General features: G+C 66.8%; 20 protein-coding genes. 15 read left to right on the top strand and 5 right to left on the bottom strand.

Annotation, left to right across the window (positions count from 1 at the left end; all coding sequences use genetic code 11):
- Positions 1–29: 29 nt before the first annotated feature.
- From AB0L82_RS30010 to AB0L82_RS29965, 10 genes are all read left to right on the top strand, one after another.
- Positions 30–1250 (top strand): DUF1800 family protein, encoded by a 1221-nt coding sequence (locus tag AB0L82_RS30010; protein ID WP_364643472.1) that lies wholly within the window; start codon positions 30–32, stop codon positions 1248–1250.
- Between the two features lie 32 nt (positions 1251–1282).
- Positions 1283–2536 (top strand): DUF1501 domain-containing protein, encoded by a 1254-nt coding sequence (locus tag AB0L82_RS30005; protein ID WP_364643469.1) that lies wholly within the window; start codon positions 1283–1285, stop codon positions 2534–2536.
- Positions 2537–2663: 127 nt separating this feature from the next.
- Positions 2664–3329: a response regulator transcription factor gene (locus AB0L82_RS30000; RefSeq protein WP_364643466.1), complete on the top strand. Its 666-nt coding sequence runs from the start codon at positions 2664–2666 to the stop codon at positions 3327–3329.
- Positions 3326–4645: a HAMP domain-containing sensor histidine kinase gene (locus AB0L82_RS29995; protein ID WP_364643463.1), complete on the top strand. Its 1320-nt coding sequence runs from the start codon at positions 3326–3328 to the stop codon at positions 4643–4645. Before AB0L82_RS30000 ends, AB0L82_RS29995 begins: the two co-directional genes overlap by 4 nt.
- A 62-nt stretch (positions 4646–4707) precedes the next feature.
- On the top strand, positions 4708–5187 hold the full coding sequence (locus AB0L82_RS29990; protein WP_364643460.1) for an SRPBCC family protein: 480 nt from the start codon (positions 4708–4710) through the stop codon (positions 5185–5187).
- Positions 5188–5243: 56 nt separating this feature from the next.
- Positions 5244–6395 carry an alpha/beta hydrolase gene (locus AB0L82_RS29985; RefSeq protein ID WP_364643457.1) on the top strand — a complete coding sequence of 384 codons (1152 nt, stop codon included), beginning with the start codon at positions 5244–5246 and terminating at the stop codon, positions 6393–6395.
- A 60-nt stretch (positions 6396–6455) separates the two neighbouring features.
- Complete coding sequence (locus tag AB0L82_RS29980; RefSeq protein ID WP_364643454.1) at positions 6456–7091, top strand: helix-turn-helix domain-containing protein; 636 nt, start codon at positions 6456–6458, stop codon at positions 7089–7091.
- 3 nt (positions 7092–7094) lie between these two features.
- Positions 7095–7829 carry an SRPBCC domain-containing protein gene (locus AB0L82_RS29975; RefSeq protein ID WP_364643452.1) on the top strand — a complete coding sequence of 245 codons (735 nt, stop codon included), beginning with the start codon at positions 7095–7097 and terminating at the stop codon, positions 7827–7829.
- 38 nt (positions 7830–7867) lie between these two features.
- Positions 7868–8440 (top strand): dihydrofolate reductase family protein, encoded by a 573-nt coding sequence (locus AB0L82_RS29970; RefSeq protein WP_364643449.1) that lies wholly within the window; start codon positions 7868–7870, stop codon positions 8438–8440.
- Between the two features lie 68 nt (positions 8441–8508).
- Positions 8509–9747 carry a helix-turn-helix domain-containing protein gene (locus AB0L82_RS29965; protein ID WP_364643446.1) on the top strand — a complete coding sequence of 413 codons (1239 nt, stop codon included), beginning with the start codon at positions 8509–8511 and terminating at the stop codon, positions 9745–9747.
- 6 nt (positions 9748–9753) lie between these two features.
- Here AB0L82_RS29965 and AB0L82_RS29960 read toward each other — a convergent pair whose 3' ends face one another.
- Entirely contained in the window at positions 9754–9951 is a 198-nt protein-coding gene (locus tag AB0L82_RS29960; RefSeq protein WP_364643443.1) for a hypothetical protein, read from the bottom strand.
- A gap of 168 nt (positions 9952–10119) precedes the next feature.
- Between AB0L82_RS29960 and AB0L82_RS29955 the strand changes: the two genes are divergently transcribed.
- Positions 10120–11349 (top strand): helix-turn-helix domain-containing protein, encoded by a 1230-nt coding sequence (locus AB0L82_RS29955; RefSeq protein ID WP_364643440.1) that lies wholly within the window; start codon positions 10120–10122, stop codon positions 11347–11349.
- Between the two features lie 4 nt (positions 11350–11353).
- Here AB0L82_RS29955 and AB0L82_RS29950 read toward each other — a convergent pair whose 3' ends face one another.
- Positions 11354–12070 (bottom strand): HAD-IA family hydrolase, encoded by a 717-nt coding sequence (locus AB0L82_RS29950; RefSeq protein WP_364643437.1) that lies wholly within the window; start codon positions 12068–12070, stop codon positions 11354–11356.
- Positions 12071–12182: 112 nt separating this feature from the next.
- Complete coding sequence (locus AB0L82_RS29945) at positions 12183–12767, bottom strand: TetR/AcrR family transcriptional regulator C-terminal domain-containing protein (protein ID WP_364643434.1); 585 nt, start codon at positions 12765–12767, stop codon at positions 12183–12185.
- A 108-nt stretch (positions 12768–12875) separates the two neighbouring features.
- Here AB0L82_RS29945 and bioB point away from each other — a divergent pair, with 108 nt between their 5' ends.
- The 3 genes from bioB to AB0L82_RS29930 all read left to right on the top strand — a co-directional run bounded on the left by bioB (position 12876) and on the right by AB0L82_RS29930 (position 14921).
- On the top strand, positions 12876–13913 hold the full coding sequence (gene bioB / locus AB0L82_RS29940) for a biotin synthase BioB (RefSeq protein ID WP_364643431.1): 1038 nt from the start codon (positions 12876–12878) through the stop codon (positions 13911–13913).
- A 76-nt stretch (positions 13914–13989) separates the two neighbouring features.
- Positions 13990–14205, top strand: coding sequence for a hypothetical protein (locus AB0L82_RS29935; protein ID WP_364644195.1), 216 nt, complete (start codon positions 13990–13992; stop codon positions 14203–14205).
- 35 nt (positions 14206–14240) lie between these two features.
- Positions 14241–14921 carry a DUF2567 domain-containing protein gene (locus AB0L82_RS29930; RefSeq protein ID WP_364643429.1) on the top strand — a complete coding sequence of 227 codons (681 nt, stop codon included), beginning with the start codon at positions 14241–14243 and terminating at the stop codon, positions 14919–14921.
- A 29-nt stretch (positions 14922–14950) separates the two neighbouring features.
- On the opposite strand, the gene AB0L82_RS29925 is transcribed toward AB0L82_RS29930, so the two are convergent.
- Positions 14951–16009, bottom strand: coding sequence for an FAD-dependent monooxygenase (locus tag AB0L82_RS29925; RefSeq protein WP_364643426.1), 1059 nt, complete (start codon positions 16007–16009; stop codon positions 14951–14953).
- On the opposite strand from AB0L82_RS29925, the gene AB0L82_RS29920 reads away from it, so the two are divergent.
- Positions 16008–16565: a TetR family transcriptional regulator gene (locus AB0L82_RS29920; RefSeq protein ID WP_364643423.1), complete on the top strand. Its 558-nt coding sequence runs from the start codon at positions 16008–16010 to the stop codon at positions 16563–16565. The genes AB0L82_RS29925 and AB0L82_RS29920 overlap by 2 nt on opposite strands.
- Positions 16566–16579: 14 nt before the next feature.
- Here AB0L82_RS29920 and acpM read toward each other — a convergent pair whose 3' ends face one another.
- Positions 16580–16852, bottom strand: coding sequence for a meromycolate extension acyl carrier protein AcpM (gene acpM, locus AB0L82_RS29915; protein ID WP_364643420.1), 273 nt, complete (start codon positions 16850–16852; stop codon positions 16580–16582).
- Between the last annotated feature and the right edge of the window lie 41 nt (positions 16853–16893).

Raw genomic sequence — 16893 nt, 5'->3', positions numbered from 1 at the left:
CCTAATGAGCCCACTGCGACCGTGAGCGCATGGACGAGTTCGCCGCTGTGGCGCATGTACTGCGGCGTACCACCTTCGGCCCATTTCCCGGGATGACCGAGGCGTTCGCTGCGCGCGGGGTCGGGGGCACCCTGGATGCGGTGCTGGACGCGCGGCCGCTGACACCCGCCGCACCGGTGTTCGACGAGCTCGCCGAAGCCGGGGCGGATGGACCGGCGGTGCGCTGGCTGCGGCTCATGGCCGATCCGGCCGCCGGGGTGCACGAGAAGCTGGTGTGGTTCTGGCACGGGCATTTCACCTCCAGCCACGACAAGGTCGACACCTGGGATCTCATGTGGCGGCAGCATTTACTGCTGCGCGAGCACGCACTGGGGAATTTCCGGGCGCTGGCACAGGCGATCACCGTCGACGCCGCCATGTTGCAGTGGCTCGACGGGGCGGGCTCGGTGGCCTCCGCGCCGAATGAGAACCATGGGCGAGAACTCATGGAACTGTTCACCATTGGGCGCGGGAACTATTCGCAGGCCGATGTGAAGGCCGCGGCGTCGGCGCTGTCCGGGTGGAGCGTGGATGACGACGGTAAGGCCGTATTCGATCGCGAATCCGGGAATCAGACCGCGGTGCAGCTGCTTTCGCGCCCGGTGACCAATGTGCACGACGCCGTGGACGTGCTGTGCGATCAGCCGGAGACCGCGCGGCTCATCGCCGCCAAACTGCACGCCTTCCTGCTGGGGGAGTGGCCCGGCGACCAGCGGCTCGGGGAGCTGGCCGAGGTATTCACGCGGGCGCGCTTGGAGATTCGGCCGCTGGTGGAGGCAATCGTGCGGCATGAATCGTTTCGCACCGCCGTGCGCACCCGCCCCCGCTACCCGGTCGAATGGGTCACCGCCGCCTTCGCGGTGTGCGGAATCGATGATCCGGCAGCGGCTTTCGAGCATATGACCGCGCTCGGCCAATCCCCGTTCTATCCGCCCAATGTCGCGGGCTGGCCACTCGGCGGCACGCTGCTGGGTCCGGGCAGCGCGGTCGCGCGCGCCGCGCTCGCGGTGGACGCGCCGGTGATTCCCGAATTGGCCAATGCGGCGGATCCTGTCGCGGCGGTATTCGCCCGCGCCGGAATCCACGATGTGACACCGGAAACCACCGTGGCCGCACGTGATCTCGCGTTCGCACTGCGCCGCGATCCCGAACAGGCCGCGACCGGATTGCTCGCGCTCACCCTCACCTCACCCGAATTCGCGCTGGCCTGAACGGCCGGTGCGCACGCACAGTAGGGAAACTCATGGTCTCGTTGACTCGGCGCACGGCATTGCGGGCCGGTGTCGGCCTGGGCGTGGCCGCCACCACGGCGGGCATCGCGGCCGTGCGCACCCTGTCCTGGCAACCTCCGGATCTCTGGCAGCCGTCCCCGCCCGTGCGCGCCGCCGCACCCGAGCTGCGGCGGCTGCTGGTGATCGAAATGGCCGGTGGCAGTGACGGTTTGTCCATGGCCGTGCCCTATGCCGATTCCCGCTACCGGGATCTGCGCCCCGCCACCGCGATTCGCGCCGACGCGGTGCACGCGATCGACAATTCGATCGGGCTGCACCCGGAACTCCCGAAATTGGCGGCCGGGGGCGTCTCGGTGATTCCGGGTGTCGGTGTCGCCCAACCCGATCTCTCGCATTTCGAAATGCTGTACCGCTGGCAGACCGGTGATCCGGCCGGCAGCACCCGACCGGCCACCGGATTCCTCGGCAGGCTCTGCGATCACCTCGGCGATCCGAGCGTCCCGGCGGTCGGCGTCTCCCTCGGTGTCGGCGCGACCCAGGCGCTGGCCTGTGAACACGTCACCACGCTGTCGGTGGATGCCGGAAACGACGGTCTCTTCCCGGTTTTCGAGGATGAGAACCTGCGTTCGGCATGGCTGGCCGCCCAGCGCGCCATGTCGCATCCGGACCGTGCGGACACCCCGCTGCTGGCCACCGCCCGCGCGGGCACCGCATCGGCCCTGCGCTTCTCGGATGTCGCCGCCACCCTCTCACCCGCCGCCGCGGGCTATCCGGACACCGACCTCGGCATCCAATTGCGCCTGGCCGCACGGCTTCTCGCCGACGACCAGCACGGTCTGCGCATAGTCCACGTCCCGGTGGGCGCGGATTTCGACACCCACACATCGCATCCCGCGCGCTATGCCCTGCTCATGCGCGACCTCGACGCCGCCCTCGCCGCCCTGCGCACGGACCTCGCCGCGCGCGGTATCGCCGACCGCGTCCTCATCGCCGCCTACAGCGAATTCGGCCGCCGCGTCCCCGATAACGGCTCCGACGGCCTCGACCACGGCGCGGCGGGCACCGCCCTGCTCCTGGGCCCCACCAATACCGGTGTCTTCGGCGCGCTGCCCTCCCTGCGCACCCTCGACCCCGACGACAACCTCCGCGCCACCGTCCACATGACCGAGTACTACGCCACCCTCGCCGAATCCTGGTTCGGCATCCCCGCCTCCGACGTCCTCCCCGGCTTCCCCCGCCCCATCCCCGGCGTGATCGCCGCGTGAGCCCGGCGTCCCGCCTCGAGACGCGGTCGGCCGCTGCGCGCGCTGACCTGGACGTGTGCCTGATTGTTGGATGGCACACCGCGCGTGTGCTGGCCGGGGCGTCGGGGGTGATGCTCTAATGGCGAAAGTGCGGGTGTTGGTGTGTGAGGACGATCGGCGGCTGGGCGACGAGGTGGCCGCCGGGCTGCGCGCGGCCGGGTTCGCGGTGGATCTGGCCCGCGATTACGCCGACGCGGATCTGAAGATCGCGGTCAACGCCTATGACTGTCTGGTCGTGGATCGCGGGCTGCCCGATGGGGACGGGCTGGATCTGGTGAAGGCGCATCGGGAGTCCGGACAGCGGACGCCGGTGGTGATGCTCACCGCGCGGGACGCGCTGGCGGATCGGCTGGACGGGTTCGCGCAGGGGGCCGATGACTACGTGGTGAAACCGTTCGCCATGGATGAGCTCACCGCGCGGGTGGGCGCGCTGTGCCGCCGCCGGGAACCGCCCGCGCCGACCCGCACCACGCTCGGCGATCTCACCGTCGATCGCCCGCGCCGCAAGGTGCATCGCGCGGGCGTGCTACTCACCTTGACGCCCAAGGAGTTCGGCGTGCTGGAGTTGCTGGCCGCACGCGCGGGCACGGTGGTCTCGCGCACCGAACTCATCGAATCCTGTTGGGACGAAATGGCGGAGCCCGCCTCCAATGTCGTGGACGTGGTGGTCGCGCAGCTGCGCCGCAAACTCGGTGATCCGCCGCTCATCGATACGGTGCGCGGTGTCGGCTTCACGATCGCCGAATCCCCATGAGCGCGTGGCTGCTTCGGCTGCGCGCACGGGTGGCGGCACTGTTTCGATCGCGCGGCGATAAGGCCGCGACCGGTCCGAGCCGCAATCCGACGACGCCGGGGCGGTTGCGGCGGATGCGATGGTTGCTGACGGCGCTTTTCACCGCGCTCACGGCCGCCTGTCTGCTGGTACTGGCCACGGTGGCCGCGTCGATCGACAGCCATTCGCGGGACCGGGAGCTCGATGACAGCGTGAATCGGGTGGTCACCGGGTTGGCGCGAGTGGTGTATTGGAATGAGGAGGGCGCACTCGATCTGGAGGCGCTGCGGGATGACGATCTGGCGCAGGGTGATGCGGCGGTCGTGGTGCTATCGCTGGAACAGGACGGGAAATGGCATGAGAAATATGGGCATCTGCGCTCGGAGCTGCCGCAGGATCTGAGTGCGGCGGCGGCGCAGACGGCGCTCGCCGAGGACACCGTGCTCAGCACCATGACCGATCGATCGGGTAATCGGATTCGGGTGGCGGCGGCTCCGGCATACGACGCCGACTATGCCGTCGGCGCGGTGGTTTTCGCGGGCGCGGACCCGGAACCTTCCCTGCGCGATCACCGAAAACTGGTGCTGGCCTTGGAATTCGGCGGTCTGGGCCTGATCGCCCTCGCGGCCTTGATCGGTCACGTGCTGTCCGGGGTGAGCACCCGCCCGGCGGTGCGCATGCTCGCCGAACAGGAGCGTTTCCTCGCCGACGCCTCCCATGAACTGCGCACGCCGCTGGCCACGCTGCGGCTGTATCTCGATGCGGCACTGCGGGATCCGGATGACACCCGGCGCGCGGTCACCGAGGCGCGTGAGCTCACCGATCGGATGGGCCGCCTGGTCACGGGCCTGCTGGCGCGCACCCGCACCGAGACCGGGATAGGCGAACTCGAGGTGGAGCGGCTGCGCCTGGACCAGCTGGTGGAGGGCGTGGTCGCCGAATCCGGGGTGGCGGATATCGAGGTGCGATCGGAACCGGTTGTGGTGCAAGCGGATCCGGATCTGCTGGCGCTGACGGTGCGCAATCTCATCGATAACGCGCTGGTGCACGGCGGCCTGCCGATCGAGATCACCGTCGCCGATTACGCGGTCACCGTGCGTGATCACGGTCCGGGCTTGGATCCGGAGCTGGCCGATCCCTTCGAGCACGGTGCGACCGGTCCGAGCGGTCGGTACGGTATCGGGCTATCCCTGGTGCAGTGGGTGGCCCGCGCGCATTCGGGTTCGGTGGCGATCGGTTCCGCACCCGATGGCGGCACCTTAGCCACGCTCACCCTGCCCGCCCCACCCCAGCTCTGACCTGCGCGCTGTCCACTCGAACCGGCCTCGGAAACCAACAGACCGGGCGTATGGTGACGCCCGTGAACTCCACCCGCGTCGAGTGGTTCGTGAGTGCTCCCCGCCCGAATGTCTTCCGGGCACTGCTCGATGCGCGATCGGTACGAACGTGGATGGTCCCCGACGGTATGACGAGTCGCATCCACGAATTCGACCCGCGCGTCGGCGGCCGCTTCCGAATCTCGCTCACCTATGACGTCCCCACCGTGGCCGGTAAAACCTCCGCGCATACCGACACCTTCCACGGCCACTTCGTGCGCCTGGTGCCGGATGCGGAGGTGGTGCAGAGCGTCGAATTCGAAACCGAGAACCCGGACTTATCCGGCGAAATGACCATTACCTATTCGCTATCCTCCGAGCGCGGCGGCACCCGGGTGATCGCCAAGCATGAGAATCTGCCGCCCGGACTGTCCCCGGACGACAATGAACTCGGCTTCCGCATGTCCCTCGCCAAGCTCGCCGACCTGGCAGAACACGCCGAATCGAATACACCGCCCGACTGAATCAGGCGTAACGGACGGCTGCGCGATCCCGGGTTCGGTGCCTATGGTGGATTGGTATGGCGCTGCCGGGCTATCCACGTCCGTCCACTGCCGTTGAGTACGACGATCGACGGCGGCAGGCCCGCCTGCGCGAAACCCGCCTCGGCCACGACTGGATCGATTGGCGGCGCACCCGGCTGATCCTGCTGCGCGGCAGCCTGATTCCGCTCATGCTGATCGGCCTCTTCGCCCAGTATCTGGCCTGGGATGTCATGCCCGAACGCGCCCGGCTGGCGCGCACCGAACCGGCGGTCATGCCGATCGCCGGACCCTCGGATCCGCGCGCGTCCGATACCGCGGTCTTCGATCTCGTCGGGCTCGGCGTGCTCGATGCCACCGATACCGCGCAGGCGCTGCCGTCGCTGAGCAAACTCGGTTCGGTGTGGGCGGTGCGCTATGACAACACCGGTATCGACACCAAGGTCATCGCCGATCTGATCGTGAAGGTCACCGCGGCGGCCCGCGCGCCGAACGTGGTCCTGGTGGGCCACAGTATGGGCGGGGTCATCGCGCTCGAGATCGCCAATCACCTGCATACCGAGAGTGATCGACGGGTGCTCGCGGTCATGCTGGACTGCACCCCGGTCGACCTGCACGCGGTCCGCGCCGAGAGTCGCGATCAGGGTGAGGAAATGCTGCGCTGGACCGGCTGGATTCCCGGCGCGCGGGAAAGCCGCCTGCTGCGCTTCACCGTCGAAATGTACGCTCGCCATGAGCGATTCATGGGCGGTGGCCGCTACGGCTTCCGTCCGGAACGATTCCGCGAGGCGGTAGCGCAGGTGCTGCGCGACAAGATCTTCAACAGCGATATCGCCAGCAACGGGCTCATCGAGGCGCAATTCAAGGCGATCGTGGCGGGCGGCGCGATCGACGATCTGCGCGCCCTGGCCAAACCCGCCGCCGGAAAACCGCGTCCCGCAATCGTTTTCATCCGCCCGCATGACGGCTACCGCGATCCGATCGTCGATGTCGACTACTCGCATCGCGTGCTCATCGATCAGGTCGGCGGCGTCAACGGCACGCTGTTGGTCATCACGACGCGGAATACCGCGCACGCCAATCCGATTCAGCGCCCGCGCGAGTACAACGCGGTCATCGAACAGCAGGCGGTGCCGTTCATCCGGCTGCTGCGGCAGCAGCCGGTATCGGTCGCGGCCCCGCCCAGATGATCCTGCACCGACAACTATACTTGTCTTGACAAAAATATTTGTCGGTAGCAGACTGGGCGCATGCTCGACGTAGCCGTGATCGAAGAACCCGCCGTGGCGGAGGCGTCCCTGGACCCGATTCGGTCCCGGATCCTGGCCGCGCTGGCCGAACCCGGTTCGGCGGCCATGCTGGCGGGGCGGCTCGGATTGCCTCGGCAGAAGATCAACTACCACCTCAAGGAGCTGGAGAAGCACGGTCTGGTCGAGCTGGAGCAGGAGCGGCGCAAGGGCAATGTCACCGAACGGGTCTATCGCGCCATCGCCGCGTCCTATGTGATCTCGCCGAGTGCGCTGGGCGCGATCAGTCCCGATCCGGACCGCTCACCCGATCAGCTCTCGGCCCGCTGGTTGCTGGCACTCGGCTCACGCCTGGTGCAGGAGGTGGGCGCGCTGCTCACCGGAGCCGCGCGGGCCCAGCGCCGGGTCGCCTCGTTCGGCATCGACGCGGAAGTGCGATTCGCTTCCGCCGCCGACCGCGCCGCCTTCGCCGATGAACTCGCGCAGACCGTGGCCGGGCTGGTGAGCCGCTATCACGATGAGTCGGCCGCGGGCGGACGTCGCCACCGGGTGATCGTCGGACTGCATCAGATCCCCGATGCGCTACCGAGCTCCACGCCGAAGCCGGAGACCGAAACCGAAGCAGGACAGGAGAACTGACCAATGCCGCAGCCGTTCGAAATCGAACTGGAGACGATTCTCGCCGCGAGCCCGGAACAGGTGTGGGAGGCGATCGCCACCGGTCCGGGCATCGATTCCTGGTTCATGGGAGCCAATGAGGTCGAACCGCGCGTGGGCGGTATCGCCGCCATGGACACCGGCGGGCACCGTGAGGAATCGACCGTCACCGCCTATGACCCGGGCAAGCGCCTGGCCACCCGCACCGAACCCGATGCCGACGGCAAATTCATGGCCTTCGAATACCTGCTCGAGGGTCGCGACGGTGGCAGCACCGTCCTGCGGGTCGTGCACAGCGGCATGCTCGGTGACAACTGGCAGGACGAGTACGACGCGCTGCGCAGCGGCTGGCCGTTCCACCTGCACACGCTGAGTGAATACCTGACGCACTTCCCGGGCCGCATCGGCGTGCCGGTCTTCGCTGTCGCGAATGGTGAGTCGGCACAACAGGTTCGGGCCGCGCTCACCGCGGCACTGGCCCTGCCGACGCCGATCACCAACGGCGCGCGGGCGCACGCCGAGATCGCCGGACTTCCGCCGCTGGACGGCGAAGTGGTGTGGGCGGATGACCAGCGTTTCGAGGTCCGCACCGCCGACGCCCTCTACAGCTTCCACCAGGGGCCCACCGGCCTGACCCTGATGTTCCACCACCTCTTCGGCCCGAAAACCGATGGGGTACAAGCCACTTGGCAGCAGTGGCTCAGCACCCTGCTGGGCTGAATCGACCAACGATCCGAAACACACAGAAGGACAACCACATGCGCACCCTGATCAGCACCGCGTTCATCTCCCTCGACGGCGTCGTGGAAGGCCCGGGCGGCGAGCCCGGCTACCGCAATTCCGGCTGGACCTTCAAGGACATCGACTTCGTGCCCGATGCCTTCGAGATCAAGGGCCGCGAACAGACCGAGGCCGCCGCCATGCTGCTGGGCCGGGTCAGCTACCAGGCCTTCAGCCCGGTCTGGCCGGATATGGAAGAGTTCGGCGACTACAAGAAGATGCCCAAGTACGTCGTCTCCACCACCCTGAAAGACGAAGACCTGGTCACCAATTGGGGCGACACCACCATCCTGCGCTCACTCGACGACGTCGCGAAGCTCAAGGAAACCGAAGGCGGCCCCATCATCGTGCACGGCAGCGCCTCCCTGAACCAGTCCCTGTCCGACGCGAACCTCATCGACCGCTACCACCTCCTGGTCTTCCCCCTCCTCCTCGGCGCCGGCAAGCGCCTGTTCTCCACCACCGACAAGGACACCCAGAAACTGAAGCTGGTCGAAAGCGAGTCCTACTCGAACGGCCTCCAGAAGAACGTCTTCGACGTCATCCACTGATCGGTCATTCGCGAGATCAAGTTCGCGAATGGCCGACGTGAGTCGCGCCGGAACCGCACAATCAGCGTATGCCGAGCAATGCGATCGGCGACAGCTTCGGTGCCAGGGTCCGGCGTGCCCGGCTGTCGAGGGAATTGAGCGTCGCGGACCTCGGCGCGCTGGGCGATTGGCCGGAGTCGTGGGTGCGTGAGGTGGAAGCCGATCGGCTCACCCCGGATCGGTATTCGTCGATCGACAGGCTGGCCGACCTGCTCGGCACCGATATTCCATGGTTGTTGGGACAGCCCTATCGATCCGCCGAACCCGCCCGGGATGCGGGATTCGGTGCGGTTCCCGCGCTGCGTACCGCGCTGTGCCGCACCGATCTGATGTTGTCGGGGCATCGGAGAATATCCGCGGTCGCCGAGCCGGTGCCCATGGATGCACTGCGCGCCAACGTCTTTCGTGTAGTGCGAGACAGGCAGGCGGCGAGCCTGCGCGCGGTCATGTTCGAACTGCCACGGCTGGTGGAGGATTTGAACACCGGGGCGCTCGACGCGGCGGACACCGCTGAGCTGGATGGGATCTATCGCCTGATCATCGAAACCAGCCAGGTCGCGCGAATGGCGTTGAACAAGCTCGGTTTCCACGATCTGGCCTGGACCGCCGCCGGTAACGCCGCCGCGGCCGCCGCTCGTCTGGGTGATCCGCTCATGCTCGCGGTCGCGGCCTGGGACCGGTGCGGTGTGCTGCTGCACAGCGGGGCGCTGCGGCAGGTTCGCGTGGTGGCCGAAGCGGCACTGGACGATCTGCGTCCCGGGCTGAGTTCGCCGAACCCGCAAGTACTTTCGCTGTTCGGGGCGCTCAATCTGCGGTGTGCTGTGGCGGCGGCGCGCGGTGCTGACGCGGCGTCGGCCTGGGAGCACCTGGGCGAGGCCGACCGGGCGGCGACCCGGCTCGGTGTCCAGCGCAACGATTTTCAGACTGTCTTCGGTCCCGGCAATGTGGCGATTCATGCCGTCGAGATCGCGGTGGAACTGGATCAGCCGGATGTGGCGCTACGGCGCAGTGCCGGTTTCGATCTCACCTCGGTGCCGAGTAAGGAACGCCATTCCCGGCACCGCATCGATGTGGCACGTGCCTACGCGCACATCGGCGACGACGCGAGTGCGGTCATGACCCTGCGCATAGCGGCTGACGACGCACCGCAGTATGTCTACGGTCATCCTCTCGCACGCGGTGTGGTGGAGAATCTGCTGCGCCGGGCGCGACGTTCCGCATTTGATGCCGGACTGGTCGGAATCAAAAATGGAATGGGCCTGGAATGAACCGTTTCATGATCTCGGGCGCTCATTGCCGTACAGCGTGAGGATGGCGAGAAACACCATCGACGCCGTATTCCAGTCGGTGAGCAGTCCGGTGATCGTGGCCAGTCCGGCGCTGATCGAGAGCACCACCATCGGACGCGTCGACGATTCGGTATCCGCTCGATGATCATTTCCGCTGTCCGGCGATTCATTGAAATCTGTCATTGTGAAGGTTCCATCCCATGCGCAAGATCGATTCGCCGGATTCCCGGCCGCGAATAGAATGGCAACTATTCGGTCGAAGTTTCGTCAGATATCTGACGGTCCGGCGAAGAATCTGTCGACCGTCAATTTATTAGCGGTTTTTCCGGATCGACCCCATAGACTCGGAGTGTGGCCACCAGCACCAATGCCGCATTGACCATCGGCTCGCGAATACGACGATCTCGGCGGGCCCGCAGGATGAGTCAAGCCACCCTCGCCGGTCTCGTGCAGCGTTCGGAATCCTGGCTGCGAGGAGTCGAGGCCGGCCGCATCGAACTCGACAGGTATTCGGTGATCGATCGGCTCGCCACCGTGCTGGAGATCGATATCGGCTGGCTGCTCGGACAGCACCTCGATTTCGGCCAGGAGACCGAGCACAGCGCCATCCCGGCGTTGCGAACAGCCTTGCGCCGCACCGGTCTCGGCCTCGCCGGACAGCCCGGTCTACGTCCGGCGGCACCGCCGCAGCTGCTCCCGGATCTGCGAGCCGAGGTCGACCGCATCACCAGGCGGCGTCAGGCCGCGAATCTGCCGGAGGTGATGCGGCAGCTCCCGGATCTGGCCGAATCGCTGAATACCGCCGCCCTCACGGTGGACGGCGCGGAACGGGATCTGGTCGACGGATTGATCGTGGAGACATCGCATGTCGCCCGGACCGTGCTCAATCAGCTCGGTTACCACGATCTGGCCTGGACGGCCGTAGAGAACGGCGCGACCGCCGCGGCCCGGCTCGGAGATCCGCTCATGCGTGCCTGCTCGGCCTGGGACCGCTGCGGGGTGCTGTTGCACACCGAGGCCACCACCGAGGTGCTGACGGTCGCCGAGGCCGCACTGAACGATCTCCGCGCCGCCATGACTTCGCCAGCACCGCAGGTGCTTTCGCTGTGGGGAGCACTGCATCTGCGCTGCGCGGTGGCATCCGCGCGCCGCCACGATGCGTCCGGCGCGTGGGCGTACCTGGCCGAGGCGGAGGTGGCCGCGGCCCGGCTCGGTGTGGATCGCAATGACTTTCAGACCGTTTTCGGGCGTACGAACTGCGATATCCATGCCGCGGAGATCGCCGTCGCGCTCGATCAGCCCGATATCGCGTTGCGTCGGCATGCCTCGATCAATCTGGCGCGACTCGCTTCGAAGGAGCGGCACACCCGGCATCGCATCGAAATCGCCCGCGCCTGTGGGCTACTCAAACAGGATGGTGCGGCGGTGCATCAGCTGCAGCGGGCGGCTCGGCTGGCCCCGCAGTACGTCTACAACCATCCGACCGCCCGGGATCTGGTCGGCGAACTGTGCCGACGAGGCCAGCCGACCGCGATCGACGCCGGACTCGGCGCGATCGAACGCGCGATGCGGCTGGCCTGAGGGATCAGGCTGTCCGGGCGGCTGGTGCGTGACCGGCGAGGATCGCTTCCTCGACGATGTGGAGCTGGCGGATCGCGGGATCGGTCAACGGGGGAACGATCAGGGTGGGCATGCCGACCGCCGCGGCAGCACCGTCACGCGAGGGCCGATCGCCGACCATCAGGGTGGCGGCGGCATCGGTACCGAGTTCATCGAGCATCAGCTGGAAGATCGCGGGATCCGGCTTCTGCACGCCGACCTCGTTGGACAGGATGAACGCGTCGATCTGTTCCAGTAGCCGGGCGGCGTCGAAGACCGGACGGATATCGAAATGAATGTTGCTGAGAACGCCGATCTTGCAACCATTCTCGATAGCCATGTGGATGGTGTCCGCCGCGTCTGCCGCGAAATGGTTGTATTTCGTACTCGAGTCGATGTCCCACAATGCGTCCGCCACATCTTTTTCCAGCCCGGCATCGGTGAAAACGCCGTAGTAGGTCTCACGGTGACGCTGTGCGCTGGTGTTGCCCTGCGGTGACTGGAGTCTGCGGAGTAATTCGGGCGCGTGAATGGCTTTCAGTACCGTGTCGACGGCATGATCATCGTGATCGCGGTTCGTGAGTCGTAGTGCTTCGCGGACCCATCCGCATGCGTCGAGTTCTGAGACGAGCGTGCCTCTCCAGTCGAAGACGACCGCTCGGATACGCTGGGGGAGTGGATCATTCGGCGTAGGTGTCAGCATGATTGCGCAAGACTAATGTGACACCGGAGGAATCGCCGAACAATGCGGCGGACTCGCCGGATGTGCCCCGAATTTGCAGAGTGTGCCTATTCGAACTAATTGTTCTGCTGATTCAGCGCACTCGGGTGCCGAGGAGGTGGCGGACGCCGCTGATGAATAGTTGCAGGCCGAAGTCGAAGCGGGAGGTGGCGTCGGGGCTGTCGTAGAGGGGGGAGCTTTCCTCGGGAAGGGCTCCGGCGGAATCCATTTGGATGCGGGACTGTTCGTCGACCGTCTGACCCAGCACGTAGTAGAGGAGGGTGTAGGCCGCCAGTTCGGCTTCCTCGCGGGTCATGCCGGCGCGGATTGCCGCGCCCGCCAGGCGTTCCCGGCCCTTGCTGGTGGTGAGGCGGGAAGCGTATGTGGCCGAGACCAATTCGGCGCCGTCGCGGTAGGCGAGCAGGCAGGAGCGCAGGCGGTGCGCCAATTCGGTGATCTGGCCGGACCATTCGGTGGTTTCGACCGGTTCGTCCATGGGGGCCAGGATGCGGTCCGCGACCGCGCCGAGCAGGGCCTGTTTATTGGGGAAGTGCCAGTACAGCGCGCCGGGCTGTACGTGCAGGGAACCCGCGAGCCGCCGCATGGTCAGATCGGCGAGGCCGTACTGGTCGAGAATGGCGATGGCCCCGTCGACCACGTCCGTGCGGTGCAGTTGCACTGAAATTCGACCCCTTCGTGTTCCGGCTCACTCTCCGGACTGCTAGCCTACCCTGAACACCGTTCAAGTTGCTCGGCCGCACCCGGCCGGACGAAGGGATTCGCGCGCATGACCCAGGCAGCCGTCCGCACCGAAGCCGACAGCACGGCAGGTGAGGACATTCTGACCATCGCCCGCGAGCAGGTGCTCGAGCGCGGCATCGGTCTCACCCAGGAGCAGACCGTGCAGGTGCTGCGGCTCGGTGACGACCGGCTCGAGGAAACCCTCGCCCTCGCGCACGAGGTGCGCATGAAGTGGTGCGGTCCCGAGGTCGAGGTCGAGGGCATCATCTCGCTCAAGACCGGCGGCTGCCCCGAGGACTGCCACTTCTGTTCGCAGTCCGGGCTTTTCCAGTCGCCCGTGCGCGCCGCCTGGCTCGATATCCCCAGCCTGGTCGAGGCCGCCAAGCAGACCGCCAAGACCGGCGCGACCGAATTCTGCATCGTGGCGGCGGTGCGCGGCCCGGACGCCCGCCTCATGGCGCAGGTCGCCGCGGGCGTCGAGGCCATCCGCAACGAGGTCGACATCCAGGTCGCCTGCTCGCTCGGCATGCTGAATCAGGAGCAGGTCGATCAGCTCGCCGCCATGGGCGTGCACCGCTACAACCACAACCTCGAGACCGCCAAATCGCACTTCCCGAACGTGGTCACCACGCACTCCTACGAGGAGCGCTACGACACCCTGCGCATGGTGCGCGAGGCCGGTATGGAGGTGTGCTCCGGCGGCATCCTCGGTATGGGCGAAACCCTGGAGCAGCGTGCCGAATTCGCTTCGCAGCTGGCCGAATTGCAGCCCGACGAGGTGCCGCTGAACTTCCTCAACCCGCGTCCGGGCACCCCCTTCGGTGACCTCGAGGTGCTGCCCGCCGCCGACGCGCTGCGCGCCGTCGCCGCGTTCCGCCTCGCACTGCCGCGCACCATCCTGCGGTTCGCGGGCGGTCGCGAGATCACCCTCGGCGACCTCGGCGCCAAGCAGGGCATCCTGGGCGGCATCAACGCCGTCATCGTCGGCAACTACCTGACCACGCTGGGCCGACCCGCCGAAGCCGATATCGATCTGCTCGGCGAGCTCTCCATGCCGATCAAGGCGCTCAACGAAACCCTCTGAGATAAACGGGTTATGGGAAACCGGTACCGTGAGCGGTACCGGAACTTCACTGAGGCTGAGGTGCACTGAGGTGGTCGTGGATATAGAGGAGCGCTACAACCCGTTCACGGGCAAGCGAGTGGTGCCGGGTCTGGACGATCCGGTGCCGACCGCCGCCGCCATGGGCCTGGAACCGCCGCGGTTCTGTGAATCGTGCGGCCGCCGCATGATCGTGCAGGTGAGTCCGGACGGCTGGTGGGCCAAATGCTCCCGGCACGGCGTACTCGATTCCAGCACCCTGGAAAACCGCTAGTGGCAACCACATTCACCGCTGCCGAGCAGCCGTCGATGCGTATCGAGACCCTGATGCGCGAGGCGCGCGCGGCAGCGGTGGTGTTCGCGGCCATCGCCGCGGTGAGCGCGCTCGGCGGGGTGCTGTGGGGTTTCCTCGCACCCGCCGAACAACTCCTGGTGGTCGATCCGGACCGGGGCGCGGCCCTGACGGGGGAGAGCACGCACCGTTTCGACGCGGTCGCCATATTCGTGCTCTTCGGTGTCGTCGTCGCCGTGTTGAGCACCGCCGCCGCCTGGCGCTGGCGGCGCGCTCGCGGCCCGGTCATGCTGCTGGGCCTGCTGGCCGGTTCGGCACTGGGCTCCTCGCTCATGCGCTGGGTGGGTGAGGCCGTCGCCGAGCAGCGCCACACCCGGCCCGCGCATCCGGTGGTGCACACCATCGTCGAATTCGCCCCGACCGTCGAGGGCTGGCCCGCACTGCTCATGCAACCCCTGATCGCGGTGCTGGTCGTGCTCATCCTCACGGCGCTGAGCACTTCCGATGACCTCGGCAGCGGGCAGTTCCTGCCGTTCGGCGGCAAACCGCGGGATCCGGCGGTCTTCGCTCCCGCCCAGTACGGTTCCGCCATCAGTTACGGCCCGTACGGTGGTCCGGGCGGCAATGGCGGACCGAGTTACGGACCCCGCGATCCGGTCGTGCCCTTCGATCCTTCCGAAGCCGACCGCAACCGCTGAAATTCGCTGGAGTGACCGGCCGAATCCCCCTACCCTGATGTCGAACTCACGACATCGCAGGGGGATCGGCCATGACAGCCGCACCGCACGCCGATCGTGCGCCGCAGGCTACCGAGGCCCCGGCGGAACGACCGGACCTCACCGCCTGGCGGCAGCGCCATGCCATCCGGCAATCCAATGCCGCACAACCGATTCCGAGTGGGCGCAGGTACAAGCGCACCTCGAAGCATCGCGATCGCGCGTGGTGATCGGCTCAGCCGAACCATTCGGGTCGGTCCGTCGGCGGTGGTCAGATCGACATCGAGCATGCGTGGACCGACCCCCGGATAGTCGATGTCCAGGCCCGACATCATGCCCGAGACGAAGTAATTGGTATCCGGCAGCCGCAGCAGATCGGTGAAGAGGTCGCGGACCGTGGCCAGATCCGCGTCCCGGCTCGGATTCATGATCATGCTCTGCGCGCGGGTGGTGCGCAGTACGCGCGCGGCGACCGGGTGGCGTTCGGTGTGATAGCTGTCGAGCAGCCCCTCCGGTGCCCAACCCCGCACTGCCGCAGCGAGTTTCCAGCCGAGGTTGATCGCGTCCTGAATGCCGAGGTTCACGCCCTGGCCGCCGATCGGCAGGTGAATGTGTGCCGCGCCCCCGGCGAAGAGCACCCGGCCCTCGCGATAGTTCTCGACCTGCCGGGTGGCATCGCTGAATCGGGATGCGGCAAGTAATTCGCCCAGGGTCGTCTCGGGTCCGTACACCGCAGTCAGTGCCTCCTGGACCTCCTCGGTCGTGATGGGCAGCTCGCGATCCGGGCGCTCGGCGGCGAACCTGCCGAAGATCAACCGGTACCGCTCGCCGTCGATCGGATGTAAGACGGTGAAGAATCCGTTGGCGGACTTGGGATATCGACTGAAATGTTCGGACACGCGCGGGACGGTCTCGGACCGGGACGCCAGGGTGAGGTCCGCGACCACCGATGACATGCGCCCCGGAATGCCGGGAAAAGGGACGCCGAGAAGTTTGCGCACCGCGCTGTGCCCGCCATCGCAGGAGAAACTGCGCCTGCGCGAGACGATCGCGGCCACGGCGATCCGCATGTTCCTCGAATCGGGATTCGACCGGGTGTCCATCACCGAGATCGCGCAGGCGGCGGAGGTGTCCCGACGCACGCTCTTCGCGTACTTTCCGACCAAGGAAGACCTTGTCCTGCAGCGGTTCGCCGATCACGAGGACGAGGCGGCCAGGCAGATCCGGGCCCGGCCCGGCCATCCTCCGCTGGATACCCTGCGGGAGGCGCGATTGGAGGCGCTGAGCCGTCGCGATCCGAACACCGGATTGAACGACACCCCGGAGATCATGGCTTTTCTCCAATTGGTCAGGGGTACGGAGTCTTTGGCGGCCAGGCTGACGAGCTATCTGTCCCGTGCGGTGGACACCCTCGCGGAAGCCTTGCGCGAGAACGGTTTCGATCCGCTCACCGCACGCCTGGTCGCGGCCCAGGTGGCCGTGATCCATACCGAACTGGCCGCCATGAATCACGATCACCTCGTCGCCGGCGAGTCCGCCGACCACCGCAATCCGGCGGCGGTGCACGCGACGAACGTGGCCTTCGATCTGCTGCGCGACGGGCTGGCCGCGCAGCGCGCGCACTGAGCGCCCGAGTTACCTCAATTCGCTTGGCTCTCCCGCATTTTCGATTCCATCCGCTGCACATAGTCGACCGCATCGCCCAGGGTGCGCAGGCTCGCCAGATCCTCATCGGGAATCTTGACCTCGTACTTGTCCTCGAGCTGCACCGCGATCTCCACCAGGGACAGCGAATCGATCTCGAGATCCTCCGAGAAGGATTTCTCGATGGTCACCTCGGACGCCTCGATGCCGGTCACCTCCTCGATGATTTCCGCGATACCGGCGACGATTTCCGCTTGCGTGATAGCCATGCGATTACGCTAGGAGCTCCAGTGGGGTGGAGGTTCAAGCG

Origin of the sequence: Nocardia sp. NPDC052001 (genome assembly GCF_040680615.1) — a bacterium.
Taxonomy (GTDB): Bacteria; Actinomycetota; Actinomycetes; order Mycobacteriales; family Mycobacteriaceae; genus Nocardia.
Note: the sequence above shows the minus strand (reverse complement) of the source record. Positions and strands in the feature narration are given on the sequence as shown.

What these genes read in the sequence shown, in the direction of transcription:
- AB0L82_RS29960 (WP_364643443.1), bottom strand. Translation starts at nt 9,951, where the DNA reads ATGACAGATTTCAATGAATCGCCGGACAGCGGAAATGATCATCGAGCG.
- AB0L82_RS29995 (WP_364643463.1), top strand. Translation starts at nt 3,326, where the DNA reads ATGAGCGCGTGGCTGCTTCGGCTGCGCGCACGGGTGGCGGCACTGTTT.
- acpM (WP_364643420.1), bottom strand. Translation starts at nt 16,852, where the DNA reads ATGGCTATCACGCAAGCGGAAATCGTCGCCGGTATCGCGGAAATCATC.
- AB0L82_RS29970 (WP_364643449.1), top strand. Translation starts at nt 7,868, where the DNA reads ATGCGCACCCTGATCAGCACCGCGTTCATCTCCCTCGACGGCGTCGTG.
- AB0L82_RS29930 (WP_364643429.1), top strand. Translation starts at nt 14,241, where the DNA reads ATGCGTATCGAGACCCTGATGCGCGAGGCGCGCGCGGCAGCGGTGGTG.
- bioB (WP_364643431.1), top strand. Translation starts at nt 12,876, where the DNA reads ATGACCCAGGCAGCCGTCCGCACCGAAGCCGACAGCACGGCAGGTGAG.
- AB0L82_RS29980 (WP_364643454.1), top strand. Translation starts at nt 6,456, where the DNA reads ATGCTCGACGTAGCCGTGATCGAAGAACCCGCCGTGGCGGAGGCGTCC.
- AB0L82_RS29965 (WP_364643446.1), top strand. Translation starts at nt 8,509, where the DNA reads ATGCCGAGCAATGCGATCGGCGACAGCTTCGGTGCCAGGGTCCGGCGT.
- AB0L82_RS30010 (WP_364643472.1), top strand. Translation starts at nt 30, where the DNA reads ATGGACGAGTTCGCCGCTGTGGCGCATGTACTGCGGCGTACCACCTTC.
- AB0L82_RS29985 (WP_364643457.1), top strand. Translation starts at nt 5,244, where the DNA reads ATGGCGCTGCCGGGCTATCCACGTCCGTCCACTGCCGTTGAGTACGAC.
- AB0L82_RS30005 (WP_364643469.1), top strand. Translation starts at nt 1,283, where the DNA reads ATGGTCTCGTTGACTCGGCGCACGGCATTGCGGGCCGGTGTCGGCCTG.
- AB0L82_RS29975 (WP_364643452.1), top strand. Translation starts at nt 7,095, where the DNA reads ATGCCGCAGCCGTTCGAAATCGAACTGGAGACGATTCTCGCCGCGAGC.
- AB0L82_RS29925 (WP_364643426.1), bottom strand. Translation starts at nt 16,009, where the DNA reads ATGCGGATCGCCGTGGCCGCGATCGTCTCGCGCAGGCGCAGTTTCTCC.
- AB0L82_RS29950 (WP_364643437.1), bottom strand. Translation starts at nt 12,070, where the DNA reads ATGCTGACACCTACGCCGAATGATCCACTCCCCCAGCGTATCCGAGCG.
- AB0L82_RS29920 (WP_364643423.1), top strand. Translation starts at nt 16,008, where the DNA reads ATGTTCCTCGAATCGGGATTCGACCGGGTGTCCATCACCGAGATCGCG.